Here is a 25,278-nt window from a genome sequence, read left to right as displayed (position 1 = left end):
AGGGGTTCAGCAAGCTGGAGCTGGTCGTGAACAACGTCCGGTTTCAGGATGGGGAGCAGGTAACCGATCAATCAGACAGGACTGCCGCCTGACTGCCATCCACCAGATTTGACTATAACTCGAGGAATAAACAGTTGTGGCTAAGCTGAGCCTTAAAAATCAGCCATAAAAAAGGCCCGCGTTAGCGGGCCTTTGTCCATCCGGTAGCAATTAAGCTGGGCGGATGTTGGAAGCCTGAAGGCCTTTTTTACCCTGAGTCACTTCAAAGCTGACTTTTTGACCGTCTTGCAGGGTCTTGAAGCCTTCAGCTTGAATTTCGGAGAAGTGGGCGAACAGATCGTCTCCGCCGTCATCAGGAGAGATGAAGCCGAAGCCTTTAGTATCGTTGAACCACTTAACTGTGCCAGTTGCCATTTTCTATTTCCTTAACATGCTTAATATTCAAACGGGCAACTCAATTGTCCACCCGCTACAATTACTCTAGATGCAAACGCGGCTGTCGTCCAGCCACATACCTAAGATTTTTTATTTCTTTGCGAGCAAGCACAAATGATGCAGTTGGGTTTTGTTGATGCGCAGTTTATTTCCTTCCTGGTGGCTATCACGCTGCTTACGATTAGCCCTGGCGTCGACACGCTGCTAGTCATCCGTAACACGGCTCGTGGAGGCATTCGCGATGGTGTGACTACCAGTGTAGCTATCTGCTGTGGGCTGTTTATCCATGCCACTATCTCTGCGTTAGGCATCTCGCTTATTCTGCTGCAATCGGCCTGGGCATTTCATATGTTGAAGCTGGTAGGGGCGGGATACTTGATTTGGCTGGGGATCACCAGTTTATTGGCAGCGAGGCGAGGGCAGCCGCTGCCCGTTAATGGCGTACTAAAAGATACGCCTGCTGTTTCTCGCTGGCAGCCAGTCAAAGAGGGCTTTTTGTCCAATGTGTTGAACCCCAAAACGGTGGTCTTCTACATGGCGTTTTTGCCTCAGTTTATCGCCCCCGGCGATCCTGCTTTGCTGAAATCCCTTTGGCTGGCTGGCGTGCATTTCATTATCGCCAATATTTGGCAGATCAGCGTGGTAATGATGGTGGGGAGTGCCGGTAAGTGGCTCGCCAACGCGCGTTTTGCGCAAACCTTGAACGCCGCTACGGGAACCGTGTTGGTTATCTTTGGTATCCGGCTTGCACTCACTCAGCGCCCGGTTTAGACCGGGCGCCAAGGCTAGTGGGTAGCTAGCCTAACGACGGGCGAGCAACGCCCGGTCGTAGCGTACCTGCTGTTCGTTATCGCTCAGCAGCGAAACGCCTTCGCTGTTGCCACCGTTAGCAAGGCTTTCAAAAATCACACGATAGCTCAGGACGGCTTGTACGTAGTCGCGGGTTTCGCGGAAGGGGATGCTTTCCACAAATAGGTCAAACGCCTCCACGCCATCACCTAGCCATTGGTCAACTCGACCAGGGCCAGCGTTATAAGCCGCAGCGGCTGCTAAGCGATTGCCCTGGTAGCGTTGCAGCTTGTCACGCAAGTAGGTGCTTCCCAAACGGATATTTAGCTCTGGGTCCAGCACGCCGTAGGGGCCTGGATCGTTAATGCCCAGCTCGCGGCTGACTTGGCTAGCAGTGCCTGGCATTAGTTGCATTAAGCCTCGCGCGCCTGCAGGCGAAAGGGCGTTTGGATTATAAGCACTTTCGCGGCGGGTAATGGCCATCAGTAGGTAGGGATCAACGCCGGTGAGCCGGCCCCAGTGCTGAAAGCTATCGTGGTAGGCCTGGGGAAAACGCCAATCCAAGGCGTCCCACATCTCGGCTGCAATGGTGGTTTGCACCAAGCGAGCATGCCACTGCTGCTGGGCAGCATAATCGGCTAATGCGCGTGCCTGCTGTGGAGAGCCAGTTTGTACCGCATGCAGCCACTCGCTATTGGCAAGCCCATCTTCACCAATACGAAGCAATGCCTCGGTACGCTGAACGGCAGGTAGTTGCGCTATACGCTGCCGCGACGCGTCGTCAAAATGATTGCGTTCCATATTTAACTGATAGGGCTGTCCGAGTTTTTCGGCGGCTGCAAAGCCGTAAAAACTGCGATCTGTCGCCGCGCGTTGGTAACGTTCCTGGGCGGCTGTATGGTTGCCAAGCTGGGCGTTGGCACGGCCCAGCCAGTACTGCCAGCGACTGTTTTCCTGTTGGTCTACCGGCATTTCGGTAACCCAGTGAAGCACGCCGTTCCAGTCACGGTTAGCCAATGCATGGCGAACACGCAGCTCTAAGACACGCTCGCTCTCAAGGGTTGGTAGTACGCTGTCGACCCAGCTAAGTGTACCCGGCACATCGCGGACCAAAGCGTAAAAAGCCAGCTCTTCCTCAATGGCTGCACGGTCGCTGGGCAGCAGGTTTAGGCGTGGTGATAGCGCTTGCCAAGCAGCAAACGCTGCGGGGGTATCTTCTCGTGTAAATCGCTGCATGGCCGCCTGATAAAAGCTAGCGGTAGCCGCACACTCCGGGCCTAGGCACGAAGGCGCCTGAGTGATTGCGTGACTGCTGGTGGTGACACTGTCGATGGTGTCCAGCGCGGTTTGCCACTGGCCATTTAATAGCCCGCCCAGATAATTTGAAAGGCGCGTTTCTCCGGCTTGCCAAGCCAACATTTTGCGTTCCCAGATGGCCGCGGCATCAATAGTGCCGTTAGCGCGCAGGCGGTTAAACAATGGATCGCAAGCCTCAGGCTGTGAACTGCCCGTACGCCACAGTTTAAGGCCTGCTTCGCTGGCCTGCTGGGGCTGAGTAGCCAGTAGCGCCGTGTAGTAATAGCATTGCCGCGCTGTACCTGCTGGCTCGCCATCAGCGACCGCTAGTAAGTCGTTGTAACGTCCTGCATGGCCATACTTAGCAATCGCTTGGCCACGCATCCAGACCGCTAGTGGTGAATCAGCATACTGGTTGATAAAACCTTGCACGCTGTCAGGCGATAGATGGGGCAGTTGCCCCCTCAGCCGGTGATATTCCACATAGCCTTTTAAGGGATGGCTTTCTATTGAGCGGCTATCAACCTGCTCCCACTGCTGCTCTCTTGCGGCAGCGAGGGCATCGCGTAACTCACTGTCTGAGGCGGCCCACGAAAACGCGGGTAGCCCCACCAGCAGGGTTGTGCATAGTGCGCGAGCGGTATGGCGAAATGGTGAAGCCAACATGGTGCTCTCTCTCTATCAATTTAACTCTGTTTAAGCTCGGTGGAGGTAGTCCACAGGTATTATCGAGCAACCGCTATACTGAACGAATGTAAATAACCATGATCTGACTGCCCAGATACTAGGAGGATTTAATTACGATGGCCCCATTATCCACTTGGTGGTTCCTGCGTCGACTCAAATCCCGCGTTTGGGCGGCAAAACGTATTGTGCGTGCGCTAAAACTGTTTGTACCAATGTCACGTGACGTGATCCGTGGTGATTTTCGCCCCATCCCCTGGTCGGCATTTGGCATGATGGCATTAGCCTTGGGTTACTTGGTACTGCCGTTTGATCTGATACCCGATTTTCTCATGCTGATCGGTGTGGTGGACGATGTGCTGATTGTCGGCTGGTTGCTCAACCGGATCGACCAGCGCTTAGAGGGCTATCGTGCTTGGAAATACGGTGACCCCGACCTAACGCCTTCTTAAGCTCTGCTGTTTCTTACCCTCAGCTGCTTGAAAAAGCGCTGCTTATCCCCATATTTGATCCACGAAACCTTTTTATGCTCCTGCTGAATAGCGCAGGGGCAATTGACCAACGTGATCCAGAAGGGATAAGCGCATGACTACTGCTACCCACGAACAAGCGACTGATAAGTCGGCTAACCACGAAGAAACGCTAGGCTTTCAGACGGAAGTTAAGCAACTGCTGAATTTGATGATCCACTCTCTGTACTCTAACCGGGAGATTTTCTTACGCGAGCTTATCTCAAATGGCGCCGACGCCTGCGATAAGCTTCGCTACGCGGCCCTTGATAACGATGCGCTCTATGAAGGCGACAGTGAGTTGCGTATCGAAATCGAGCACGACCACGAAGCCAACACTATCACCCTGCGTGATAACGGTGTAGGCATGAATCGCGAAGATGTGATTGCTAACTTAGGCACCATCGCGCGTTCAGGTACCGCTGAATTTCTCAAGCAACTTTCCGGTGAGCAGCAGAAAGACGCCAAGTTGATTGGTCAGTTCGGCGTTGGTTTCTACTCTGGCTTTATTGTTGCTGATGAAATCGCGGTGCGTACCCGTAAAGCAGGTACCGATGCCAGCGCAGGTGTCGAGTGGCGTTCCAAAGGGGAAGGCGAGTTTACCGTTGCTGATATCGAGCGAGCCCAGCACGGGACCGAAATTACCCTGCACCTGAAAGAGGATGCCAAAGAGTTCGCCGATGATTACCGGCTACAAAGTCTGGTACGTAAATATTCGGATCATATCGAAGTGCCCGTGCGTATGCCGAAGACTGAAACGGCGAAGGACGACGAAGGCAACAGCATTGAGGGTAGTGAAGTAACGACCTGGGAAACCATTAATGAGGCCACGGCGTTATGGTCGCGTCCTAAGAGCGAGGTTTCCGACGATGAGTACAAGGCGTTCTACAAGCACGTTGCCCACGATTTTTCCGACCCGCTGACCTGGAGTCACAATAAAGTCGAAGGCAAGCTTGAATATACCAGCCTGCTGTATGTGCCAGGGCGTGCCCCGTTTGATATGTTCGACCGTGATGGGGCACGAGGGGTGAAACTCTACGTTCAGCGTGTCTTTATCATGGACGATGCTGAACAGTTCCTACCGCTTTATCTGCGCTTTATCAAAGGTGTGCTGGATACCCGCGAGCTGTCGCTCAACGTTTCTCGTGAATTGCTCCAGCAAGACCCCAATGTCGATAAAATCAAGTCGGCGCTTACCAAGCGTGGCTTGGACATGCTCAAGAAACTCGCCAAGGACAAAGAGCAGTATCAAACCTTCTGGAATACCTTTGGTAGCGTATTGAAAGAAGGGCCGGGCGAAGATCCGTCTAACCGTGAAAAAATCGCTGGTTTGTTGCGCTTTGCTTCAACCCACACCGATACCGCTACCCAGGAACATGCGCTGGCTGATTATGTGGAGCGCATGAAAGAAGGCCAGAAGAAGATTTATTACGTGGTGGCGGATAGCTTTAATGCAGCGAAAAATAGCCCGCATCTGGAAATCTTCCGTAAAAAAGGCATCGAAGTACTGCTGTTGTCGGATCGTATTGATGATTGGTTGATGAGCCATCTGACTGAGTTCGATGGCAACACCTTTGCCGATGTCGCTAAGGGCGAGCTTGATCTTGGTGATGTAGAAGATGAAGCAGAGAAGAAAGCCCAGGAAGAGACCGCTAAAGCGAAAGAGGATCTGGTTAAGCGCGTCAAAGAAGCGCTAGGCGACGGCGTGCAGGAAGTGAAAATCACGCATCGCCTGACCGACTCGCCCGCCTGTGTAGTGTTACCTGAGCATGAGATGGGCTATCAGATGCGCCGCATTATGGAAGCGGCAGGGCAGCCGCTGCCCGAGGTGAAGCCTATTCTTGAGCTGAACCCCAGCCATGCGCTAGTGGCCCGCTTGGAAGGGGCTGAAGGTGATTTGTTCACGCAGCTTTCCTACATCCTGCTGGATCAAGCCATCATTGCTGAAGGCGGTCATTTGGATGATCCTGCCGCCTACGTGAAACGCCTTAACAGTGTGCTGACCGCCTAGAAGGTTCTTACACCAAGGCGCTATGGCTTAGGCGTTAGTAACTAACGCTCATATTTATCAGCGCCCAAAACGGCCCGTTTGGTTACCCAAGCGGGCCGTCTGTTTTAGTAGGCTAGTTTTGATAAAGTGGGCGTGTACGTTCTGCGAGACTTATTAGGACACCATCATGGCTGAGCAGCAAATTAAGGTCGCCGTACTCGGAGGCGGTAGTTTCGGTACGGCATTAGCAAGTATTGCCGCCGATAATGGCGCCCACGTCCGTCAGTGGATGCGTGACGAAACGCTGGTCGCGCAAATAAATAACGAACACCGTAACGGGCGCTATCTGCCGCATTACGCAATGAATCCAGCCGTAGAAGCCTCAACCGATATGCAGGCTGTATTAGCTGATGCCTCCCTGGTACTGATTGCGATTCCCTCAAAGGCCTTTCGCAGCGTGGTGCAAGCAGCAAAAGCGTGGCTGAGGCCTGAGCAAATTCTGGTAAGTACCACCAAAGGGATTGAGCAGGACGGCTTCTTGCTCATGAGCCAGGTGCTTGAACAGGAGACAGGCTTTAGCCACATTGGTGTGATTGCAGGGCCTAACTTGGCATCTGAAATTGCCGATAAACAGTTAACCGCTACGGTCATTGCTAGCGCTGACCCGTTAACCCGCACGCGGGTTCAGCAAGCGCTGGGCTGCCGTTATTTCCGCGTTTACGCCAGCGATGATCGCCACGGTGTTGAGTTAGGTGGCGCACTAAAAAATATTTACGCCATTGCGGCGGGCATGGCGGCGGCGCTGGGTATGGGTGAAAACACCCGCAGTATGTTGATGACCCGCGCGCTGGCTGAAATGAGCCGCTTTGCGGTTGCCCAGGGCGCTAACCCGATGACTTTTTTAGGCTTGGCAGGCGTAGGAGACTTGATCGTTACCTGCTCGTCTAATTTATCGCGTAACTACCGGGTTGGCTATGCCATGGGAGAGGGGCGGACGCTTGAAGAAGCCGTTGATGCACTTGGCCAAGTGGCGGAAGGCGTTAATACAGTGAAGCTGGTATGCGCCAAAGCGAGCGAGATGGGTGTTTATATGCCGTTGGCGGAAGGGCTTCATCACGTACTGTTTGACGGCGTGCCTGCTCAAGAGATGGCGCGCACCCTGATGATGGGCGAGCAGAGTAGTGATGTAGAGTTTATTCTGCCCCGTGAGGCTGTTCAGCAGGCTCATCGCGACCAAGCCCATCATGACCAGGCTCCTCCCTCTCAAAAAAACGGAGGCTCGAATGCCTGATATGTTGATCATGCGCCATGGCGAGGCTGGGCCAGGGTATCCCGATCACGCGCGCCGCTTAACATCGCGCGGTGAGCGTGAGGTCGAAAAAATGGCGCGCTGGCTGGCCGAGCGTGTGGCTGCTGGTGAATTGCCAATGCCAACGCTTTATGCCAGCCCCTACGCACGAGCGCAGCAAACCGCGCAAGCGCTGTGCGACGCGCTGGGTACTCCCCTTGAGACGCTAGATTTTATCACCCCAGAGGACTCACCCAGCGCTGTGAGCGACTGGCTGCTTGAACAGCCTGAGGGCACGCCGATTATGCTGGTGAGTCATATGCCGCTGGTGGGCGATTTGGCGGGGCTGTTGGTCGAGGGGAGTCCAGCCCAAGGCATTGGTTTTCCTACCGCCGCCATCGCTGAGTTTGAAGCCGAGGTCTGGGCGGCAGGCTGCGCGCAGCTGAAGCGTTTTACCCAGCCCAGCCAGCTTTGATGGCCATAAAGACCAAAAAGCGGCTGCCGGGGCAGCCGCTAGTTGTTCGAAAATTTCAGTTCCGAATCAACTCGTAGCGGGGGTCTTTCGCCAAGGATGGCGAAAGTAGCGCCCAGGGAGGGGTTTACAGCGCCCCCGCCAAGAGTTGTTCGGATTGTCCAAAACTGCCGTTACAACAGCGCGTCGAGCTTCTCTTTTAGCAAGCCATTCACCTGCTGCGGGTTGGCGGTGCCACGCGATGCTTTCATTACCTGACCGACAAAGTAGCCGATCATCTTGCCGCGTTTTTCCGGCTCCGAATCACGATACTGGGCAACCTGGGCGGGACTGTCGGCGATCACTTGATCAATCATCGCTTCAATCGCGCCGGTATCCGTTACTTGTTTGAGCCCTTTGGCATCAATAATATCGTCGGCGGATTCGCCCTGGCCATTCCACAGCGCCTGAAAAACCTCTTTTGCCGCTTTACCGTTGATGGTGTTGTCCAGCACGCGACTGATCAGCTGGCCTAGCTGGCGCGCCGAAATCGGGCTGTTGGCAATGCTTAGGTTTTCGCGATTAAGGGCGCCGGAAAGCTCACCCTGTACCCAGTTAGCCGACTGCTTAGCGTCGCCGCACTCGTTATGCACGGCCTCAAAGAACTCGGCCATATCGCGGCTGGCTGAAATGACATTGGCGTCATAGGCAGATAGCCCCAGCTCGTTTTGGAACCGTTCGCGCTTATCGGCAGGCAGTTCAGGCAACTGGCTGCGTAAGTGATCCAAGTAGGCTTGATCAAGAACTACTGGCAGCAGGTCGGGGCAGGGGAAGTAGCGATAGTCGTTGGCTTCTTCCTTGGTACGCATGCTGCGGGTTTCATCGCGATCCGGGTCGAATAGGCGCGTTTCTTGAACCACGCTGCCGCCATCTTCGATCAACTCAATTTGACGCTCAACTTCAAATGCAATCGCACGTTCGACGAAGCGGAAAGAGTTAACGTTTTTAATCTCTGCGCGCGTACCAAAGGCCTCCTGACCCGTGGGACGCACTGAAACGTTAACGTCGCAGCGCATGGAGCCTTCCGCCATGTTGCCGTCAGAAATGCCCAGGTAGGTGACGATCGAGTGAATCGCCTTGAGATACGCCGCGGCCTCTTTCGCGCTACGCATATCGGGCTCTGAAACGATTTCCAGCAGCGGTGTGCCAGCCCGGTTCAGGTCAATCCCGGTCATACCATGAAAATCTTCATGCAGCGACTTGCCAGCATCCTCTTCAAGGTGAGCATGGTGAATGCGGATACACTTGGTGCTGCCATCTTCCAGGGTAATCTCAATGTCGCCAGGCCCCACGATGGGGTGATACATCTGACTAGTCTGATAGCCCTTGGGCAGGTCGGGGTAAAAGTAATTCTTACGGTCAAACACCGACACTTCAGCGATATCCGCATGCACCGCCAAGCCGAACTGAACGGCCATCGCCACCGCCTGTTCATTAAGCACCGGCAATGTGCCGGGCAGGCCTAAATCGACCGCGCACGCTTGGGTGTTGGGCTCAGCGCCAAACGCCGTTGAGGCACCGGAGAAAATTTTTGAACGCGTTGCGAGCTGAACGTGGACTTCAAGCCCAATCACGGTTTCCCATTGCATTAGGCGTACTCCTCGGCAAAGGCAGGACGTTGTAGGTGCCAATCGGTCGCTTGTTGAAACTGGTGAGCGACATTTAGCAACTGCGCTTCGGCGAAGTGGGTGCCGAGAATTTGCAGGCCCACCGGCCGACCATTGGAAAAGCCAGCCGGTACGCTGATGCCGGGGATGCCCGCCAGGTTAACCGCGATGGTGTAGATGTCCTGTAAGTACATTGATACGGGATCTTTTTTAGCGCCTAGGTCGAAAGCAGGCGTGGGGGAGGCCGGTCCCATCAGCACATCCACATCTTCAAAGGCGTCTAGGAAGTCCTGGCGGATCAGGCGACGTACTTTTTGAGCCTTGGTGTAGTAGGCGTCAAAGAAACCTTCCGACAGCGTATGAGTGCCGATCAGGATGCGCCGCTTGACCTCTTCACCGAAGCCCTCAGCCCGTGAGCGGGTATACAGATCAATCAAATCGCTGGGATTGTCGCAGCGATAACCAAAGCGCACACCGTCGTAGCGTGACAGGTTCGAAGAGGCTTCGGCGGGGGCGATAACATAGTAAGCCGGAATCGCATAGTGGGTGTGCGGTAGGCTGACTTCGCGCACGGTCGCGCCCAGAGATTCGTACACTTTCACTGCTTCGCGTACGGCCTTTTCAACATCGGGATCTAAGCCATCGCCAAAATACTCTTTAGGCAGGCCAATCTTTAAGCCTGAGAGCGGAGCATTAAGGCTTTCCACATAGTCCGGCACGCCGCGGGTGACGCTGGTGGAGTCGCGTCCATCGTGACCGGCAATAACGCCCAACAGGTGTGCGCAATCTTCGGCGCTACGTGCCATGGGGCCTGCCTGATCAAGACTTGAAGCGTAGGCAATAATGCCAAAGCGAGATACACGGCCATAAGTGGGCTTCAAACCAGTGATGCCGCAAAACGCCGCCGGTTGGCGGATGGAGCCGCCGGTATCGGTGCCCATGGCGGCAGGCACCAAGCCAGCCGCGACCGCTGCGGCACTGCCGCCGGAGCTGCCGCCCGGTACTGCGTTCAAATCCCAAGGGTTTTTAACCGGACCGTAGTAGCTGTTTTCGTTGGAAGAGCCCATGGCGAACTCATCCATATTGGTTTTGCCCAGACTAATCGTGCCCGCTGCGTTCAGCTTTTCAACGACGGTGGCATTGTAGGGGGCGATAAAGCTATCCAGCATTTTTGAGCCGCAGCTGGTTTTTACATCGCGAGTACAAAAAATATCTTTAAGCGCCAGGGGGATGCCCGCCAGCGTGCCAGCGGTGCCCGCCGCCCGCGCGTTATCAGCAACTTCGGCTTGCTTCAGCGCTTGCTCAGCGGTCACGCTGATAAAACTGTTCAGTTTGCCGTCAGCTTTTTCAATGCGCTGCAAATAGTGAGCGGTCAGCTCTCGGCTTGAGAACTCGCCGCTTTTTAAGGCAGCAGCGAGTTGCGTTAATGTTTTCTCATACATGACCCGGAAGCTCCGTTCAGGGGCGAAAAAAAGAGGCGGTGTGGTTGGCTCGGGTTAGCTCGACGACGCGGTTATTCAACGACGCGAGGCACCAGATACAAGCCGTTTTCCACTGCCGGAGCACAGCGCTGAAAGGTATCACGCTGGTTAGATTCGGTGACTTCATCGGCGCGCAGTCGCTGAGTCGCATCTAACGGATGAGCGAGCGGCTTAACACCTTCAGTATCAAGGCTTTGTAGCTGATCGACCATGTCCAGAATCCGGCTTAGGTCTTCTACAAAGCCGCTGGCTTGGTCATCGCTGACGGCGAGTCGGGCCAAGTGAGCGGCCCGGCGCACATGAGATTCTTCAAGCGCCATGATCGATATTCCTCGTAAACGTAATTGAACAATATCCGCTTTAAGCGGTATACATACCGATATCAAAAAAACGTCTTGTGTAGCAGACGTGGAAAATAGCCGCAAAAGGTACCACATATTGGCCTTAACGGGCAGTATTAGGCACGACTCGTGCTTGCTGCCAGGGGGTTGCGGTGATACCGTTTGCATCCGCACAGGGTTCCCGGTCTGCACTAGGTAACAACATCCATGTTTAAACGTTTAAGGGGGCTGTTTTCCAGCGATCTATCGATTGATCTGGGTACAGCCAACACACTGATTTATGTACGCGGTCGCGGCATCGTGCTTGATGAGCCGTCCGTGGTTGCTATCCGCCAGTCAGGCAATATGCGTAGCGTCGCGGCAGTCGGTACTGATGCCAAGCGAATGCTGGGGCGTACGCCTGGCAACATTACGGCAATTCGGCCGATGAAAGATGGTGTCATTGCCGACTTCACCGTCACCGAGCAGATGCTTCAGCACTTTATCCGTAAAGTTCACCAAAGCACTTTCCTAACCCCCAGCCCACGAGTGCTGGTGTGCGTTCCTTGCATGTCAACGCAAGTCGAGCGTCGGGCGATTCGCGAGTCAGCGGAAGGTGCTGGTGCTCGCGAGGTGTTCTTGATTGAAGAGCCCATGGCAGCGGCTATTGGTGCGGGTCTTCCGGTTGATGAAGCGCAAGGGTCGATGGTGGTCGATATCGGTGGTGGTACCACTGAAATCGCGATTATTTCTCTCAATGGCGTGGTCTATTCCGAGTCTATCCGGGTGGGCGGCGACCGCTTTGATGAAGCGATCACTGCTTACGTGCGTCGTCACTACGGCAGCTTGATTGGTGAAGCGACGGCTGAGCGCATCAAAGAAGAGATCGGCTGCGCCTACCCAGGTGGCGAGCTACGTGAAATTGATGTGCGTGGCCGTAATCTGGCTGAAGGTATCCCGCGCAGCTTTACGCTCAATTCCCACGAAATCCTGGAAGCATTGCAGGAAACGCTGGGTTCCATTGTAGCAGCGATCAAAAGCGCGCTTGAACAATCTCCCCCTGAATTGGCGTCCGATATCGCCGAGCGTGGCTTGGTGTTAACGGGTGGCGGTGCTTTGTTGCGCGATTTGGATAAGCTCATTGCTGAAGAGACAGGTTTGCCGGTGATTGTGGCTGAAGATCCGTTGACCTGTGTTGCTCGTGGCGGTGGTAAAGCGCTGGAAATGATTGATCAGCACACCTTTGAGTTGCTGTCGAGCGACTAATCGCAGCGGTTAATTGCGGGGGATTGCCTATTAAGCCGCTGTTTTCGCACGGGCCACTGCCGGGCTATCGGCTGTTTTTTTGCGTATTGGCTGCCAGTGCTTTGATGTTTGTCGACCAGCGTTTCACGCGTATGGAACAAGTGCGTGCGCAACTGTCGACAGTTGTTGCCCCTATCCAATGGGTGGTTAGCGTGCCTAGTGACCTGTTGAATTGGGGGTCGCTGGCACTTTCTGATCAACAGGCCCTGGTGGATGAAAACCGTCGCCTGCGTGAGCAGATTCTTACCCTTTCCCATCGTGGTCAGCGAATGGCGAATTTAACAGCGGAAAACAGCGAGCTGCGCGAATTGCTAAGGGCCGCTGAACGTCGTGAGATTCCCTATATCACGGCGGAGCTTTTATCGCTGGATAATGACCCTTTTAGTCATCAAATGGTAGTCAATCGTGGGCACCGTAACGGCGCCTACGTGGGGCAGCCGGTTATCGACGCCTCTGGCTTGGTGGGCCAAATTACTGCTGTCTCTGCCTATTCCAGTCGCGTTTTGCTATTAGCGGATGCCAGTCATGCCTTGCCGGTCCAGCTAAACCGTAATGGGTTACGCTTTATTGTTCAGGGGGCCGGGCGTTACAGCAGTGTTAATGTGATGCATGTCCCCGATACAGCGGATATTCGTGAGGGTGACTTGCTAACCACTTCAGGGTTAGCGGGGCGTTTCCCGCCGGGGTATCCCGTCGCACGCGTAACAGAGGTTTTCCACGACCCTGGTAAGCCCTTTGCGCGTGTAACGGCCGAGCCCATGGCGCAGTTACAACGCTCGCGCCACTTTTTGCTGCTTTTCCCGCCTCCGCGTGTGGAAGTGGAAGAGCATGCGTGGGATGAAACGCTGGATATCTCGGCAGAGGCGTTACGCTCCTCGCTACGGCTTGCTAATCCCGATCAAGAGGTGCCCTGATGGCGCGTGCACCGGTTGTGCCTATTTTAGCTATTTGGCTAAGCCTGCTATTGGCGTTATGTTTGCAAGTCATGCCGCTGGCCGATGGCTGGCAGGTATATCGGCCTGAATGGCTGGGGCTTATGCTAATTTACTGGTGTATGCGAGCTCCCGACAGAGTCGGCGTTTTTCATGGCTTTGTACTAGGCATTTTGATGGATTTAATCGAAGGCACCGCGCTTGGGCAGCATGCTCTCATCTATTCGCTCTTAGCGTTCCTTTGTGCATTGGTGTACCCACGCTTCCGGGCTTATTCACTGGTACAACAGTCGGCTCTCGTGTTGGTGTTGCTCGGCTTAGTGCAGCTCGTCGCGCAGTGGCTGCGCACCATCGTGGGTGATTTTTCAATTCACCTGGCCTTTTTAATTCCCTCGCTGATCAGTGCATTTTTATGGCCGTGGTTGTCTACCATGTTCCAAGCATTCGAGCGCCGGTTGGCCGCTTCATGACCGCACCTGTTTTATGCTTAGCGTCTGCCTCACCACGCCGTCGGGCCTTGCTGGAATCTATTGGTGTGTCGGTCACGGTTAACCCCTGTGATATTGATGAGACACCACTGGTTGGTGAGTCGGCCCAAGCGTATGTACAGCGCTTAGCGATTGCCAAAGCCAAGGCGGCAGCCCCCCTAACTGACTTACCTACGTTAGGTTCAGATACCGCTGTCGTCGTTGATGGGCGAATTCTAGGTAAACCGGTGGATGCCGAGCAGGGGGCTGATATGCTGCGGCTGCTTTCCGGGAGGCAGCATGAAGTGCTGACCGCCGTGGCGGTGAGTGGGCCTGAAGGTATGCTCTCCTGCTGCGTGATCACCCAGGTGACCATGCGAGAAATAGAAGCACATGAGATTGCTGCCTACTGGCGTACCGGCGAGCCCGCTGATAAGGCAGGTGGGTACGCCATACAGGGATTAGCAGCGATCTTTGTAAAACAGATTCATGGCAGTCATTCGGCGGTGGTAGGGCTACCACTGTTTGAGACGGCACACTTGCTACGTCGACAGGGAGTCCCCATCTGGCAGCGCGTTTAACTCCCCTTGGATGAGAGCGCCGCCTAGATCGCTGGCAAGGAATACGTCAACCAACAAGGAATTTTGCATGAGCGGTGAAGTTCTCATCAATTTAACGCCAATGGAAACCCGCGTCGCGCTGGTTGAAAATGGTGTTTTGCAAGAGGCACTGATCGAGCGTTCCCGTCGGCGTGGTATCGTGGGCAATATCTACAAAGGCAAAGTAGTGCGTGTGCTGCCTGGAATGCAGGCTGCTTTTGTTGATATTGGCTTAGAGCGGGCGGCGTTTATTCATGCCCATGAAGTAATGCCGCCAGGTACGCCTCCAGATGAGCAGCAAACTATCGGTCAGTTGCTTCACGAGGGGCAGGCGCTGGTGGTACAGGCCACTAAAGATCCTATTGGTAGCAAAGGGGCGCGCTTAACCACGCACCTTTCGATCCCTTCCCGTTATTTGGTCTACATGCCGGACTCGCCGCACCATGGCGTATCGCAGCGCATTGAAGATGAGCGTGAACGCGAGCGCTTAAAGGCACTGCTGGATAGCAGCGTAGCAGAGCAAACGCTGGAAGTGACGGGTGGCTTTATTGTTCGCACCGCCGCTGAAGGGGTGGGCGATGAAGAACTGAAAGGCGATATGTATTTCTTGCTGCGTCTATGGCGCAAGGTAAGTGAGCGTAAAGTTACCGCGACGCCACAAAGCGTGATTTATGATGATTTACCGCTCTTTATGCGTACGCTACGCGACGTTATGCGCGACGATATCGAAAAAGTGCGTATCGACTCACGAGAAAACTTCGTCAAGCTGGTAGAGTTTGCTGAAGAGTTTATGCCTGCTGCGGTTGAGCGTATTGAGTACTACCCCGGCGAGCGCCCCATCTTTGATCTCTACAGCGTCGAAGATGAGATCCAGAAAGCGTTAGGCCGTAAGGTACAGCTCAAGTCTGGTGGCTATTTGGTCATTGACCCCACTGAGGCCATGACCACCATTGATGTGAATACCGGTGGTTATGTGGGGCACCGCAATCTTGAAGAGACCATTTTCAAGACCAATCTTGAAGCAGCGACGGCGATTGCCCGCCAGCTTCGGCTGCGTAATCTGGGCGGCATTATCATTATCGACTTTATCGATATGATTGATGTTGAGCATCAGCGGCAGGTATTGCGGGTGCTGGAAAAAGCCTTAGAGCGCGATCACGCCAAAACCAAGTGTACCGGCGTCACCGAACTAGGCCTTGTTCAGCTTACTCGTAAGCGTACCCGGGAAAGTTTGGAGCAGACGCTCTGTGAAGCCTGCCCCACTTGCAGTGGCCGTGGAACGCTGAAAACCCCGGAAACGGTCTGCTATGAAATCTTTCGCGAGATTCTCCGAGAGGAGCGCGCCTACAGTGCCGAAACTTACATGGTGCTTGCCTCGCAGTCAGTCGTTGATCGTCTATTAGATGAGGAGTCAGCTGCGGTAGCAGACCTGGAGACATTTATTAATAAAACGATCCGCTTCCAGGTTGAACAGCACTACTCCCAAGAGCAGTACGATATCGTACTGATGTAATCATGCAGACTAGTTCGCTGGTGCGTTGGAGTTTACTGATAGCGGCTTGGCTGCTGGGTAGCGCCGCTGTGTTGCTGCTACTGCTTCGCTTGGCTTTTAGTCAATCCGACGCTCTTACCCCCCGCATTGAAGCGCTGCTTGAAGCGCGTATTGGCGTGCCGGTTACTATTGAGCGGTTATCGCTTTCCTTCGCCCGGAGCGACCTGCTGTTACGCCTTGATGGGTTGAACGCAGAAACGCCTGATGGCCAAGCACTGTTTTCCCTGGACCATGCGGGGCTGCGTTTGGATACCTGGGCGTCGCTTGTCAATATGGCGCCGATTTTTAGCGACGCACGCATAAGCGGAACCGAGTTTCATCTCTATCAAGGCACGGGAGCCTCTTGGCAATGGCCTGAGCCGGCCGAGTTGCCGCTATTAATGGCGGCTGAACCGGAGGTCGATCTGGCCGCTATTGATGACTGGGCTGAACTCATATTGCGCCAGCGTCTATGGGTAGATGACACCCGCGTGGTGCTGCATGGTAGACACGATACCGTGATGTTGCATGCCGAGACGCTGCTGCTGACTGGCGATGAACGGCGCACACGGCTGGAAGGCGCGATCAATATTGCAGAATCCCTCCAGCAGGCGCGCAAGGTTGCCCTTCCCGCGGCTGAAATTAAGGTTGAGATGCAGCCCGGTCAACATGGCTTGAGCGACTTTTCTGCAGCACTGCAGCTGGATATTCAGCTTGACCAATTGGTAGTGTTGGCCGCTATGTTCCGTCCTGATCATGCCGCCTATTTAGAGCAGGCTGGGGGGAGTGCGCGGTTATGGGGCCGCTGGAGCGCTGGACGTCTTGAGGAAGCCCGTGTTGCCGTCAATGTGCCCCAGTTAACCCTTCGCCATAATGTTCAATACGCGGTGCTAAGGGATATTGCAGCGAATGGCTTATGGCAGCGTGACGGCGACGGGGGCGAGGCCTGGCTAAGTGGTGACGCCGAGAGCGTCGAGTGGGCGCAACCCCCCGGGGGCAGCGTTGGTCCGGCCTTGCCGCGATACTGGCACGCCACCCATCAACCAGGGATGTGGGAAGTTCGCACCAGTGCCTTTGAACTCGCCTCGCTGACAGCCTGGCGCGATTATGTATTGCTACCTGAGTCAGTAACGCGAGTATTGCAAACCCTTGCCCCCCGCGGGCAAGTGCAGGGGTTGCACGTTGGGCAGCAAGATGGTCGCTGGGGAGTCAATGCGGCCCTAACCGGTGTCGAGGTCTCGCCTTGGCAGCAGGCCCCAGGCGGTGGCCCGTTGGATGCCTGGGTGCAGGCGCGGGATTTTCGTGGCCGTGTACTGTTTAGCAGCGACGGCGACAGTACCCTCTATTTCCCCGAGTTTTTTGCCGCTCCCATGCAGTTAAGACGTGCCGAAGGAGAAGTAGAGTGGGTATACGATGGTCCCAATACCATGGTGAGTGGCAAGAACCTCAGCGTTGACTGGGATGGCGCTCAGGTGTCGGGTGGTTTTGGTTTAGTCACCGGTAATCAGCGCGGCCATTTTGGCTTAGATCTAGATTTTAGTGAGGTGGACGCGCTAGACAGACCACTGGCTCAATGGCTGCCGCTTAGCGTGATGGATGAAGGGCTACGCGATTGGCTGCTCAACGATATCGGTGGCTATGTCACCGAGGGGTCGTTACAGCTAAGCCAGCCCTTAGGAGAAACGGTAACCGTTGAGGATTTTACCGCCACACTTGCGCTGGCAATTACACAAGGCCATTTGCCGATTGCGCCAGGCTGGCCACGCCTTGATGACGTTGAGGGTCGTCTGAAATGGCAAAATAAGGTGTTAAAGGCTGAAGTTGAACATGCTCAAAGCCATGGTGTTACTGCTTCAGAGGGTGAAGTGGTGATGGAGAATGAGATACTTAATCTATCGGGCCAGTTGAAGGCGGATGGTTCGGCGTTAACGACCTTTTTACAGGCGATGCCCGATATTGATCTTTCCCCACTGAGTGATCTGCGCGTAACGGGCGATGTTAATGGCGATATTGCCTTGTCGCTACCGCTGGAAACGCCTGATGCGCTGCAACTGGAAATTAACGCCTTGCCACGCTTCTCCGAAGTGGTTTACCAGCCGCTGGGTTTACGGCTTCAGTCGGTCCAGGGTGACCTCGCTTGGCTGCAGGACGGAGAGAGCAGCGGGCTGGTGGGTGACGCCAGTGGCCAATTGCTAGGCGGACAAATAGCCGCAGATATCCACACCCAAAACGACAGAATACAGCTGCAGGGTAATGTAGCGACCTCTGCACTTTTTGAGCTTGCTGGGTTAAATGACAGCCAAGGGCGCCTGCCGTTAGAAGGGCAGCTACAGTGGCAAGGCAATGTCAGCTTAATGCCCACGCCAACCCTGCGCCTGGAAAGCCGTTTACTCGGTGTCACCAGTCATTTACCGGCACCCTTTGCCAAGTCGGCCCAGCAGCCATGGCCCTGGAGCGTGACGGCTGACATTGAAGCTGGACAGATCGAAAGCCGTTTGGCTGATATTGCTTCCGCGCGACTTCAGCAGCGCAATGGCTCTATTGCTGGGTCGCTATATCTAGGCAATGAGGCAACGCGCACGCACACTTGGCCTACGCAGGCCGGGTTAAGCATTGATGCCGATGTGCCGCGTATTGACCCGCTGGCTTGGCAGCAGGCGATTGCACCGTTAATGGCAAAAGGCGCATCTACGCCCAGCAGTGGCAACGGTCAGGTGCCCTTAACAGTAGCGTTAACGACACCCTGCGTGGTTTATCAAGATGAGTGTTTAGGCAGCCTTAGTGCCACCGGTGGTATGAACGGTGACCTCATTGATATGGATTTAAGCGGTAATCTTGTGACCGGGCGTTTGCAGTATAATGTGCAATCGCCGCAGCCTTTGGATATGACGATTGAAGCGTTGTCGCTTGATCGTTTGCTGGTGTTAGCTAACAAGCAACATGATAGTGATTCGCCTACGCCAGACTCCTGGATGCAAGCGGTTAAAACCCAGCGCGAGGCGCCAGCCGCCATTCCCGATTGGCTGGCCGATGTGCCTAATGGGCGATTACGGTTAGCCGAAATTTCCATGGGGCCCCGCCGTTTCGGTCCGTTGACCGCCTACTGGAAAACCGATGGAGAGCGCTTTTCGCTCACTCCGGTTGGTTTGACCCTGGGCCAGCTCTCCGCACGAGGCGAGCTGCACTGGGAGGGTAACGCCGCATCCAGCCACACCCGTGCGGACATCTCAATTCAAGGTGGGGATATCGGCACCGCCCTTGAGCGCCTAGACCAGCCTGTGGCCATGCGCAGCCGCAGCACCGATGTGGTGGCCTCGCTGGATTGGCCGGGCGCCCCCTGGCAACTGGCGTTAAGGCATGCCGATGGCTATATCAGCACTGACATTCGTGACGGCAGCTTTGTCACCCTGGAATCGGCACCGGCGCGGTTAATCGGCTTGCTCAATTTCGATAACATCTTACGACGGCTGCGCTTGGATTTTTCTGACGTTACCGGCCAAGGCACTGCATTTGACCGTGTCAACGGTACCGCCGATGTAACCGGTGGACTGCTAACACTTCGCGGCCCATTGCAAATTGACGCCCCGGCCACCACCCTAACGTTGACAGGCAACGTCGACCTTGTAACGCGTGAACTTGACCAGCGGCTTGGCGTCACACTGCCAGTGACGCAAAGTTTGCCGATTGCGGCCATTGCCGTTGGTGCGCCCATCGTCGGCGGCGCGCTATTCCTCGCCGATCAACTGTTTGGCGATGCCCTAGATCGCGCCACAACGCTTCATTATCGCGTGCGAGGCCCTTGGACCTCGCCGCAGGTTACTTTAGAAGGCCCCCAATGACCGCATATAAAAGTGATGTAGATACCGCTGCAGCCATCCTGTTGACTCCCGGAGGATTGGATTTAGACGCTCTGGAAACAGGGCTAGGCTACGCCATGGGCGCGGGTATTGACTACGCCGACCTTTATTTTCAGCGGACTTGGCAAGAGGGCTGGGTGCTGGAAGATAGCGAGGTAAAAGAGGCCAGTTATAATATCGATGGCGGTGTCGGCGTGCGTTCGCTGGCGGGTGAGAAGACCGGTTTTGCCTACTCCAACCAAATTACCGCTGATGCATTGATGGATACCGGTCGCACCGCGGCTGGCATTGTGCGCAGTGGTAAGCGCTTGCCTGGGCAGCTGGTTAGTCCAGTGTCCGCCATGTCGCGCTATGCAGGGATTGATCCCTTGGCCGGCCTGAGTGCTGAAGAAAAAGTCGCCATGCTGAAACAGGCTGACCGTGTGGCGCGTGCTGCCGATCCCAGTATTAGCCAGGTAAGTGCCTCCTTATCGGGCACTTATGAAGTGGTGTTGGTACGGGCTAGTGATGGCACGTTGGCGGCCGATATCCGCCCGCTGGTGCGCTTCAATGTCAGCGTGATTGCAGTTAAGAATGGGCGTCGCGAACGCGGCAGCGCCGGTGGTGGCGGTCGTTACTCCATGGCTAAACTGCGCGATGATCAAGTGGCGGAGCATTACGCCAAAGAGGCGGTGCGTCAGGCATTGGTCAACCTGGAAGCCATCGATGCACCCGCAGGGCAAATGCCTGTGGTGTTGGCATCCGGCTGGCCGGGGATCTTGCTGCATGAAGCGGTAGGGCACGGCCTGGAAGGTGATTTCAATCGTAAAGGCAGTTCCGCCTTTGCCGGCAAGATGGGCGAGCGCGTGGCCGCTAAAGGCGTCACCATTGTCGACGATGCGACGATATCGGATAGCCGTGGCTCGATGAGCGTGGATGACGAAGGGACACCGGGTCAGTATACGCCGCTTATTGAAGACGGCATTTTAACGGGCTATATGCAGGATAAGCTCAATGCCCGATTAATGGGCATGGCGCCCACAGGAAACGCGCGACGTGAATCTTTCGCCCACTTGCCGATGCCACGCATGACCAATACGGTCATGCTGGCTGGTCAGGATGAGCCTAGCGATATTATCAAAAGCGTAAAGCGCGGTATTTACGCGGTCAGCTTTGGCGGCGGCCAGGTGGATATTACCTCGGGTAAATTCGTGTTCTCCGCCAGCGAAGCCTACCTCATTGAAGATGGCAAAGTAACGGCGCCGGTGAAAGGAGCCACGTTAATTGGTAACGGCCCAGAAGCGATGCAGCGGGTATCCATGATTGGTCATGATATGGCGTTGGATACTGGTATTGGCGTGTGCGGTAAAGAGGGGCAGGGCGTGCCGGTCGGTGTCGGCCAGCCTACCCTGAAATTGGATGAGCTGACCGTCGGCGGTACGCAATCTTAAGTGCAGGCCTTAAAGAGCGAGCGTTTCGCGCAGGTGTTTGAAGAGTTTACGCGAGCTGGTCGGCGGTTTGCCCTGTTCGCGTTCCCGCTGAGCGTTACGAATTAATTGACGCAGCGTTTGGCGGTCGGCATCGGGGTGTTCGGTCATGAATAGGTCGACAGCCTCATCGCCCTCGTCAATTAAGCGCTCCCGCCATTTTTCGAGGCGGTGGAAAGCGTGGTCGCGCTGCTCCTGCTGTTGATCAATGGAGTCGAACACGGCCTGAATGGCAGCCAGATCCTCTTTACGGATTAACTTGCCGACGTACTGCATATGGCGGCGGCGGCCCTCATGGGAGCGGATGCGCGAGGTTTCCTCGATAGCGCGTAGCATATCGTCGGAAAGCGGGAAGCGGGCGCGTTCTGCCGGTCGCATGGCAATTAAGGTTTCCCCAAGTGCTTGTAAAGCATGCATTTCACGTTTGAGTTGCGATTTGCTAGGGCGTTCTTCTTGGTCTTCTACTTCAACTGGATCGGGACGTTGCTTACGCATAGTGTGACTCACTGACAAGATTCGTTGCAGCATTATAACAGCTGCGAGTACAACATTGATTCGCCGAAGACACTCTCTTGAAAGGCACTCTCTTGAAAGATATTTGGTTGAGAGTCATTCGGTTGAAAAAGGAGGCCATATGGCACAAGCATTTGATGCATCTGCTCAGCAGTCGTTACTGACCGCGCGGGCCGAAGAGGCGCTAGCGCTGGCGAAGCGATTGGGCGCGGATGCCGCAGAGGTAGGCGCAAGTGTGGATCAAGGCATAGGCGTCAGCGTTCGCCAGGGTGAAGTTGAAACGGTTGAGCTTTCGCGCGATCAAGGTATCGCCGTTACGCTTTACGTGGGCCAACGTAAGGGCAGCGCTTCTTCTACAGACGCCAGCAGCGCCTCGATTCAGGCAGCGGTGGAGAAAGCGCTAGCGATCGCTCGCTATACCGGTGAAGACCCGGCGGCAGGGTTGGCCGATGGCTCACTGATGGCGACCGAGCTGCCGGACTTAAAAGTGCATTATCCCTGGGCGCTCACCACCGACCAAGCGATTGAATTGGCACTTGCCTGCGAGCAGGCGGGGCGTGATGTGGAAGGCATCTCTCAATCGGACGGCGCGTCACTCTCAAGCGGTGAAGGCGTGCGCGTTTACGCCAATAGCCACGGCTTTTTAGGCACTCAAAAAGGCAGCAGCCATTCGCTGTCGTGCATGCTGATCGCCCAAGATACAAGCGGTATGCAGCGCGACTACGACTATACCTCTGCCCGTGATCCACAAGCGTTACGTGACCCTGCCGAGGTGGGCCGTGAAGCGGCTGCCCGCACATTGCGTCGGCTGGGTGCCAAACGTCCGCCCACGGGTACCTTTCCGGTCCTGTTTGATCCGTCGTTAGCCGGTGGTTTGATTGGTCACTTACTCGGCGGTATCGCCGGCGGGGCGTTATACCGCCAAGCCTCGTTTCTGTGTGATCGGCTCGGTACGCCGCTGTTTCCCGATTGGTTCAGCCTTGAAGAGCGGCCAATGGAAGTCGGTGCCACGGCGAGCTCGCCATTTGATGGAGAAGGGGTACAGACACGCAATAACCGCTTTATCAACCAGGGCTCTATTGCCAGCTATATGCTCTCTTCTTACAGTGCTCGGCGGCTGAGTATGCAAACCACGGGTAATGCCGGTGGGGCGCGTAATGTACGCCTAATGGCGCCGTTGCAATCCCGTGATAGCTTGCTGCAGGAGATGGGGCAGGGAATTTGGGTGACAGAACTGATGGGTCAGGGCGTCAATGGCGTGACCGGTGACTACTCCCGCGGGGCGGCGGGCTTTTGGGTGGAGAACGGTGAAGTGCAGTACCCGGTCGAAGAGTTCACCATTGCCGGTAACCTGGAGCGGATGTTCGCCGGGTTAGTGGGGATTGGCGATGACACCGATACCCGTGGCAGTGTTCACACGGGCAGTTGGTTAATTGACGCCATGACGGTGGCCGGTGACTAATCCTCAGCAACTTAAACTTTAGCAACCAGAACCGATTACTGATCTTCTTCAAAGCGGGCATCGAACAGCGCTTGAATCGCATCAAGCGCCTGTTCAGCGTCATCGCCTTCGGCGTTGATGATGAGCTCGGTACCGCAGGGTGCCGCCAGCATCAGCAACGACATAATATTGGCGGCGTCGGCGACCTGTTGCTGTTTATAAACCCTTATTTTAGCCGTATAGCGCTGGCCGCATTTGACCAGTTTTGTCGCCGCGCGGGCGTGGAGTCCGCGTTGATTGGTAAGTGTAAGTATTCTTTCTGGCACCCTGGTTCCTTTTTGCCGAGTGGTGTCATTAATGGGTAGAAGCGCTTAGGAAGTCTCTTGCCGCTCGTCAGTATGATGTGGGTTATCCAAGGCGGCATCAGGCTGCTCACTTAGCGTGTACTGCAAGCCTAGCTCCCGATGGCGCAGCTGAACTTCACCCATTCCAGGCGCCAGCCGTTTAGCCAACTGCTCAACCATATAGACCGAGCGGTGTTGTCCCCCCGTGCAGCCAATGGCAATGGTCATGTAGCTGCGCTGGCTATTTTGGTAGGCGGGCAGCCAGCGCTCAAGCCATGCCTGTATATCGTTGCTCATGGCATCGACAATCGGATAGCTGGTTAAGAAAGCGACGATGTTAGCGTCGCGGCCAGTGAATTGGCGCAGCGTTGGATCCCAGTAAGGGTTGGGCAAACAGCGAACGTCGAATACTAAATCGGCATCTAGTGGTACACCACGTTTATAACCGAATGACTCAAGCGTTAGCGTCAGTTTATCCGGCCGCTGATGTGCCACCTGGTCGGTAATGCGTCGGCGTAAGTCGTGTACCGACAACCGCGATGTGTCGATCACTAGGTCGGCTAGATCGCGAATATCCTCTAGCGTCTCCTCTTCTTTGTTGATCGCCTCTTCCAGGGTCATCTCGCTATCTCGGGTCAGCGGATGGCGTCGCCGGGTAGCGGAGTAACGTTCAAGCAGGATGCGGGCATCGGTGGTCAGGTAAATAACTTGAAAATCAATCTTACGCTGGCACAGTTCCTCTAATAACGTGGGCAGACGTTCCAGTGCGCCAGGTAAGTTACGCGCATCAATACTGACCGCCAAATGAGCGCGGTCGCCCTGATCGCGTAATTGATCCACCAACGACCCGAGCAGCATGGCGGGCAGGTTATCAATGGCGTAGTAGCCAAGATCCTCCAGCGCTTGTAAGGCGATAGATTTACCTGACCCGGAGCGGCCGCTAATGATCACCAGTTGCATAGAGTCTCGCTTTGCTTAGATCAAGCTGCATTGGGGGTGGTGGGCGAAGCATCAACTTAGCGTGTAAAATACCATTAGTTGGCTTTCACAACTTAAATTGGCGTTAACGACTTAGGACGTTGAATGCTCACGCATTTTGGCGGTAATAAGCTCAAGCAGCTCGCGCTGACTGCCTGCCTTGCGCAGCTGGTGGCGAGTATCCGCATCATTCATGATGGTCGCTACCTGGCCGAGTAGGGATAGGTGCGTGTCGTCTGCCTCTTCGGGTACAAGTAGGACAAACACCAGATCAACTGGGTCGCCATCAATGGCGTCGAAATCAATCGCTTCTGACAGTTTTAAAAAACCAGCGATAGGCGCCGAACAGTGCGGGCTGCGTGCGTGTGGGATAGCCACGCCATTGCCGATACCGGTGCTGCCTAAGCGTTCTCGACCGATTAACCGGCTAAACACTTCTTGGCTGTCCAGGCTGGGCGTATTTTGTGCGATAAAGGTGCTGAAAAATTCCAGCACCCTTTTTTTGCTGCCCCCGGGCACGTCGAACAGAACGCGTTCCGGGGGGAGTATGGTTTCCAACGTCATTGAATTAACGCACACCTGCGCCTTGGGCGCGGGCTTGTGCTTTTTCCTTATGTTTAACGAGTTGTCGATCGATTTTATCCGCTAGGGCGTCGATAGCGGCGTACATATCACTGTCGAGGGCTTCCGCATGTAAATCAGCACCTGCGGCGTGCAGTGTGCAGGCGGCCTGTTGGCGCTCTTTCTCCACTGATAAGGTGACTTGCACCGTGGTTATGTTGTCGTAATGGCGCTCTACACGTTCAAGCTTTTCGTTGACATAGTCACGCAAGGCGTCAGTCAGATCTACGTGATGACCAGTGATATTTACTTGCATTGACGTACTCCTTATCCATCGGACTGTACTTCGATTGTAACCCTTTTTGCCGCGTTGC

At 55.1% G+C, this 25,278-nt stretch carries 23 protein-coding genes; 13 read left to right on the top strand and 10 right to left on the bottom strand.

The features are described from left to right. Positions 1 to 210: 210 nt before the first annotated feature. A complete protein-coding gene (locus tag V8L70_RS10065) occupies positions 211 to 414 on the bottom strand; it encodes a cold-shock protein (protein ID WP_007114660.1) in 204 nt (67 codons plus the stop codon). A 135-nt stretch (positions 415 to 549) separates the two neighbouring features. Between V8L70_RS10065 and V8L70_RS10060 the strand changes: the two genes are divergently transcribed. Further along, positions 550 to 1,206 (top strand): LysE family translocator, encoded by a 657-nt coding sequence (locus V8L70_RS10060; protein ID WP_101146255.1) that lies wholly within the window; start codon positions 550 to 552, stop codon positions 1,204 to 1,206. A gap of 30 nt (positions 1,207 to 1,236) precedes the next feature. Here the strand turns inward: V8L70_RS10060 and V8L70_RS10055 are convergent, their stop codons facing one another. Continuing rightward, positions 1,237 to 3,186 carry a transglycosylase SLT domain-containing protein gene (locus V8L70_RS10055; protein ID WP_101146254.1) on the bottom strand — a complete coding sequence of 650 codons (1,950 nt, stop codon included), beginning with the start codon at positions 3,184 to 3,186 and terminating at the stop codon, positions 1,237 to 1,239. Positions 3,187 to 3,323: 137 nt separating this feature from the next. Here V8L70_RS10055 and V8L70_RS10050 point away from each other — a divergent pair, with 137 nt between their 5' ends. From V8L70_RS10050 to sixA, 4 genes are all read left to right on the top strand, one after another. After that, positions 3,324 to 3,656, top strand: coding sequence for a YkvA family protein (locus V8L70_RS10050; RefSeq protein WP_101146253.1), 333 nt, complete (start codon positions 3,324 to 3,326; stop codon positions 3,654 to 3,656). Between the two features lie 133 nt (positions 3,657 to 3,789). Then, positions 3,790 to 5,724 carry a molecular chaperone HtpG gene (gene htpG, locus V8L70_RS10045; protein WP_101146252.1) on the top strand — a complete coding sequence of 645 codons (1,935 nt, stop codon included), beginning with the start codon at positions 3,790 to 3,792 and terminating at the stop codon, positions 5,722 to 5,724. A gap of 166 nt (positions 5,725 to 5,890) precedes the next feature. Further along, positions 5,891 to 6,994: an NAD(P)H-dependent glycerol-3-phosphate dehydrogenase gene (locus V8L70_RS10040; RefSeq protein ID WP_101146251.1), complete on the top strand. Its 1,104-nt coding sequence runs from the start codon at positions 5,891 to 5,893 to the stop codon at positions 6,992 to 6,994. After that, positions 6,987 to 7,466, top strand: coding sequence for a phosphohistidine phosphatase SixA (gene sixA / locus V8L70_RS10035; protein WP_101146250.1), 480 nt, complete (start codon positions 6,987 to 6,989; stop codon positions 7,464 to 7,466). Before V8L70_RS10040 ends, sixA begins: the two co-directional genes overlap by 8 nt. A gap of 170 nt (positions 7,467 to 7,636) precedes the next feature. On the opposite strand, the gene gatB is transcribed toward sixA, so the two are convergent. The 3 genes from gatB to gatC all read right to left on the bottom strand — a co-directional run bounded on the left by gatB (position 7,637) and on the right by gatC (position 10,910). After that, positions 7,637 to 9,091 carry an Asp-tRNA(Asn)/Glu-tRNA(Gln) amidotransferase subunit GatB gene (gene gatB, locus V8L70_RS10030; protein WP_101146249.1) on the bottom strand — a complete coding sequence of 485 codons (1,455 nt, stop codon included), beginning with the start codon at positions 9,089 to 9,091 and terminating at the stop codon, positions 7,637 to 7,639. Beyond that, positions 9,091 to 10,551, bottom strand: coding sequence for an Asp-tRNA(Asn)/Glu-tRNA(Gln) amidotransferase subunit GatA (gatA, locus tag V8L70_RS10025; RefSeq protein WP_101146248.1), 1,461 nt, complete (start codon positions 10,549 to 10,551; stop codon positions 9,091 to 9,093). Before gatA ends, gatB begins: the two co-directional genes overlap by 1 nt. A gap of 71 nt (positions 10,552 to 10,622) precedes the next feature. After that, entirely contained in the window at positions 10,623 to 10,910 is a 288-nt protein-coding gene (gene gatC, locus V8L70_RS10020) for an Asp-tRNA(Asn)/Glu-tRNA(Gln) amidotransferase subunit GatC (protein WP_008958637.1), read from the bottom strand. Between the two features lie 228 nt (positions 10,911 to 11,138). Between gatC and V8L70_RS10015 the strand changes: the two genes are divergently transcribed. The 7 genes from V8L70_RS10015 to tldD all read left to right on the top strand — a co-directional run bounded on the left by V8L70_RS10015 (position 11,139) and on the right by tldD (position 21,031). Then, positions 11,139 to 12,176 carry a rod shape-determining protein gene (locus tag V8L70_RS10015; RefSeq protein WP_008958638.1) on the top strand — a complete coding sequence of 346 codons (1,038 nt, stop codon included), beginning with the start codon at positions 11,139 to 11,141 and terminating at the stop codon, positions 12,174 to 12,176. Between the two features lie 23 nt (positions 12,177 to 12,199). After that, entirely contained in the window at positions 12,200 to 13,129 is a 930-nt protein-coding gene (mreC, locus tag V8L70_RS10010; protein ID WP_101146247.1) for a rod shape-determining protein MreC, read from the top strand. Continuing rightward, entirely contained in the window at positions 13,129 to 13,617 is a 489-nt protein-coding gene (gene mreD / locus V8L70_RS10005; protein ID WP_008958640.1) for a rod shape-determining protein MreD, read from the top strand. The genes mreC and mreD overlap by 1 nt, the downstream gene beginning before the upstream one ends. Further along, the gene (locus tag V8L70_RS10000; protein WP_101146246.1) at positions 13,614 to 14,195 is read left to right on the top strand and encodes a Maf family protein; all 582 of its coding nucleotides are present in this window, start codon (positions 13,614 to 13,616) and stop codon (positions 14,193 to 14,195) included. The genes mreD and V8L70_RS10000 overlap by 4 nt, the downstream gene beginning before the upstream one ends. 67 nt (positions 14,196 to 14,262) lie before the next feature. Then, complete coding sequence (gene rng, locus V8L70_RS09995; protein ID WP_008958642.1) at positions 14,263 to 15,726, top strand: ribonuclease G; 1,464 nt, start codon at positions 14,263 to 14,265, stop codon at positions 15,724 to 15,726. Positions 15,727 to 15,728: 2 nt separating this feature from the next. Beyond that, positions 15,729 to 19,583: a YhdP family phospholipid transporter gene (locus V8L70_RS09990; RefSeq protein WP_101146245.1), complete on the top strand. Its 3,855-nt coding sequence runs from the start codon at positions 15,729 to 15,731 to the stop codon at positions 19,581 to 19,583. Further along, the gene (gene tldD / locus V8L70_RS09985; protein ID WP_008958644.1) at positions 19,580 to 21,031 is read left to right on the top strand and encodes a metalloprotease TldD; all 1,452 of its coding nucleotides are present in this window, start codon (positions 19,580 to 19,582) and stop codon (positions 21,029 to 21,031) included. Before V8L70_RS09990 ends, tldD begins: the two co-directional genes overlap by 4 nt. 9 nt (positions 21,032 to 21,040) lie before the next feature. Here the strand turns inward: tldD and yjgA are convergent, their stop codons facing one another. Continuing rightward, positions 21,041 to 21,562 carry a ribosome biogenesis factor YjgA gene (gene yjgA, locus V8L70_RS09980; protein ID WP_336269329.1) on the bottom strand — a complete coding sequence of 174 codons (522 nt, stop codon included), beginning with the start codon at positions 21,560 to 21,562 and terminating at the stop codon, positions 21,041 to 21,043. 139 nt (positions 21,563 to 21,701) lie between these two features. Between yjgA and pmbA the strand changes: the two genes are divergently transcribed. Next, entirely contained in the window at positions 21,702 to 23,042 is a 1,341-nt protein-coding gene (gene pmbA, locus V8L70_RS09975; RefSeq protein WP_336269328.1) for a metalloprotease PmbA, read from the top strand. A gap of 35 nt (positions 23,043 to 23,077) precedes the next feature. Here pmbA and V8L70_RS09970 read toward each other — a convergent pair whose 3' ends face one another. From V8L70_RS09970 to hpf, 4 genes are all read right to left on the bottom strand, one after another. Continuing rightward, positions 23,078 to 23,347, bottom strand: a complete 270-nt coding sequence (locus V8L70_RS09970) for an HPr family phosphocarrier protein (protein ID WP_336269327.1) — start codon at positions 23,345 to 23,347, stop codon at positions 23,078 to 23,080. Between the two features lie 45 nt (positions 23,348 to 23,392). Further along, positions 23,393 to 24,325 carry an RNase adapter RapZ gene (gene rapZ, locus V8L70_RS09965; protein ID WP_336269326.1) on the bottom strand — a complete coding sequence of 311 codons (933 nt, stop codon included), beginning with the start codon at positions 24,323 to 24,325 and terminating at the stop codon, positions 23,393 to 23,395. Positions 24,326 to 24,436: 111 nt separating this feature from the next. After that, entirely contained in the window at positions 24,437 to 24,907 is a 471-nt protein-coding gene (locus V8L70_RS09960; protein WP_101146242.1) for a PTS sugar transporter subunit IIA, read from the bottom strand. A 4-nt stretch (positions 24,908 to 24,911) separates the two neighbouring features. After that, on the bottom strand, positions 24,912 to 25,220 hold the full coding sequence (gene hpf / locus V8L70_RS09955) for a ribosome hibernation-promoting factor, HPF/YfiA family (RefSeq protein ID WP_071692811.1): 309 nt from the start codon (positions 25,218 to 25,220) through the stop codon (positions 24,912 to 24,914). Positions 25,221 to 25,278: the final 58 nt, after the last annotated feature.

It is taken from the genome of Vreelandella arctica (assembly GCF_037070215.1).
Taxonomy (GTDB): domain Bacteria; phylum Pseudomonadota; class Gammaproteobacteria; order Pseudomonadales; family Halomonadaceae; genus Vreelandella; species Vreelandella arctica.
This window is presented reverse-complemented; position numbering and strand designations above follow the sequence as displayed.

What these genes read in the sequence shown, in the direction of transcription:
- V8L70_RS10065 (WP_007114660.1), bottom strand. Translation starts at nt 414, where the DNA reads ATGGCAACTGGCACAGTTAAGTGGTTCAACGATACTAAAGGCTTCGGC.
- V8L70_RS10060 (WP_101146255.1), top strand. Translation starts at nt 550, where the DNA reads ATGATGCAGTTGGGTTTTGTTGATGCGCAGTTTATTTCCTTCCTGGTG.
- V8L70_RS10055 (WP_101146254.1), bottom strand. Translation starts at nt 3,186, where the DNA reads ATGTTGGCTTCACCATTTCGCCATACCGCTCGCGCACTATGCACAACC.
- V8L70_RS10050 (WP_101146253.1), top strand. Translation starts at nt 3,324, where the DNA reads ATGGCCCCATTATCCACTTGGTGGTTCCTGCGTCGACTCAAATCCCGC.
- htpG (WP_101146252.1), top strand. Translation starts at nt 3,790, where the DNA reads ATGACTACTGCTACCCACGAACAAGCGACTGATAAGTCGGCTAACCAC.
- V8L70_RS10040 (WP_101146251.1), top strand. Translation starts at nt 5,891, where the DNA reads ATGGCTGAGCAGCAAATTAAGGTCGCCGTACTCGGAGGCGGTAGTTTC.
- sixA (WP_101146250.1), top strand. Translation starts at nt 6,987, where the DNA reads ATGCCTGATATGTTGATCATGCGCCATGGCGAGGCTGGGCCAGGGTAT.
- gatB (WP_101146249.1), bottom strand. Translation starts at nt 9,091, where the DNA reads ATGCAATGGGAAACCGTGATTGGGCTTGAAGTCCACGTTCAGCTCGCA.
- gatA (WP_101146248.1), bottom strand. Translation starts at nt 10,551, where the DNA reads ATGTATGAGAAAACATTAACGCAACTCGCTGCTGCCTTAAAAAGCGGC.
- gatC (WP_008958637.1), bottom strand. Translation starts at nt 10,910, where the DNA reads ATGGCGCTTGAAGAATCTCATGTGCGCCGGGCCGCTCACTTGGCCCGA.
- V8L70_RS10015 (WP_008958638.1), top strand. Translation starts at nt 11,139, where the DNA reads ATGTTTAAACGTTTAAGGGGGCTGTTTTCCAGCGATCTATCGATTGAT.
- mreD (WP_008958640.1), top strand. Translation starts at nt 13,129, where the DNA reads ATGGCGCGTGCACCGGTTGTGCCTATTTTAGCTATTTGGCTAAGCCTG.
- V8L70_RS10000 (WP_101146246.1), top strand. Translation starts at nt 13,614, where the DNA reads ATGACCGCACCTGTTTTATGCTTAGCGTCTGCCTCACCACGCCGTCGG.
- rng (WP_008958642.1), top strand. Translation starts at nt 14,263, where the DNA reads ATGAGCGGTGAAGTTCTCATCAATTTAACGCCAATGGAAACCCGCGTC.
- V8L70_RS09990 (WP_101146245.1), top strand. Translation starts at nt 15,729, where the DNA reads ATGCAGACTAGTTCGCTGGTGCGTTGGAGTTTACTGATAGCGGCTTGG.
- tldD (WP_008958644.1), top strand. Translation starts at nt 19,580, where the DNA reads ATGACCGCATATAAAAGTGATGTAGATACCGCTGCAGCCATCCTGTTG.
- yjgA (WP_336269329.1), bottom strand. Translation starts at nt 21,562, where the DNA reads ATGCGTAAGCAACGTCCCGATCCAGTTGAAGTAGAAGACCAAGAAGAA.
- pmbA (WP_336269328.1), top strand. Translation starts at nt 21,702, where the DNA reads ATGGCACAAGCATTTGATGCATCTGCTCAGCAGTCGTTACTGACCGCG.
- rapZ (WP_336269326.1), bottom strand. Translation starts at nt 24,325, where the DNA reads ATGCAACTGGTGATCATTAGCGGCCGCTCCGGGTCAGGTAAATCTATC.
- V8L70_RS09960 (WP_101146242.1), bottom strand. Translation starts at nt 24,907, where the DNA reads ATGACGTTGGAAACCATACTCCCCCCGGAACGCGTTCTGTTCGACGTG.
- hpf (WP_071692811.1), bottom strand. Translation starts at nt 25,220, where the DNA reads ATGCAAGTAAATATCACTGGTCATCACGTAGATCTGACTGACGCCTTG.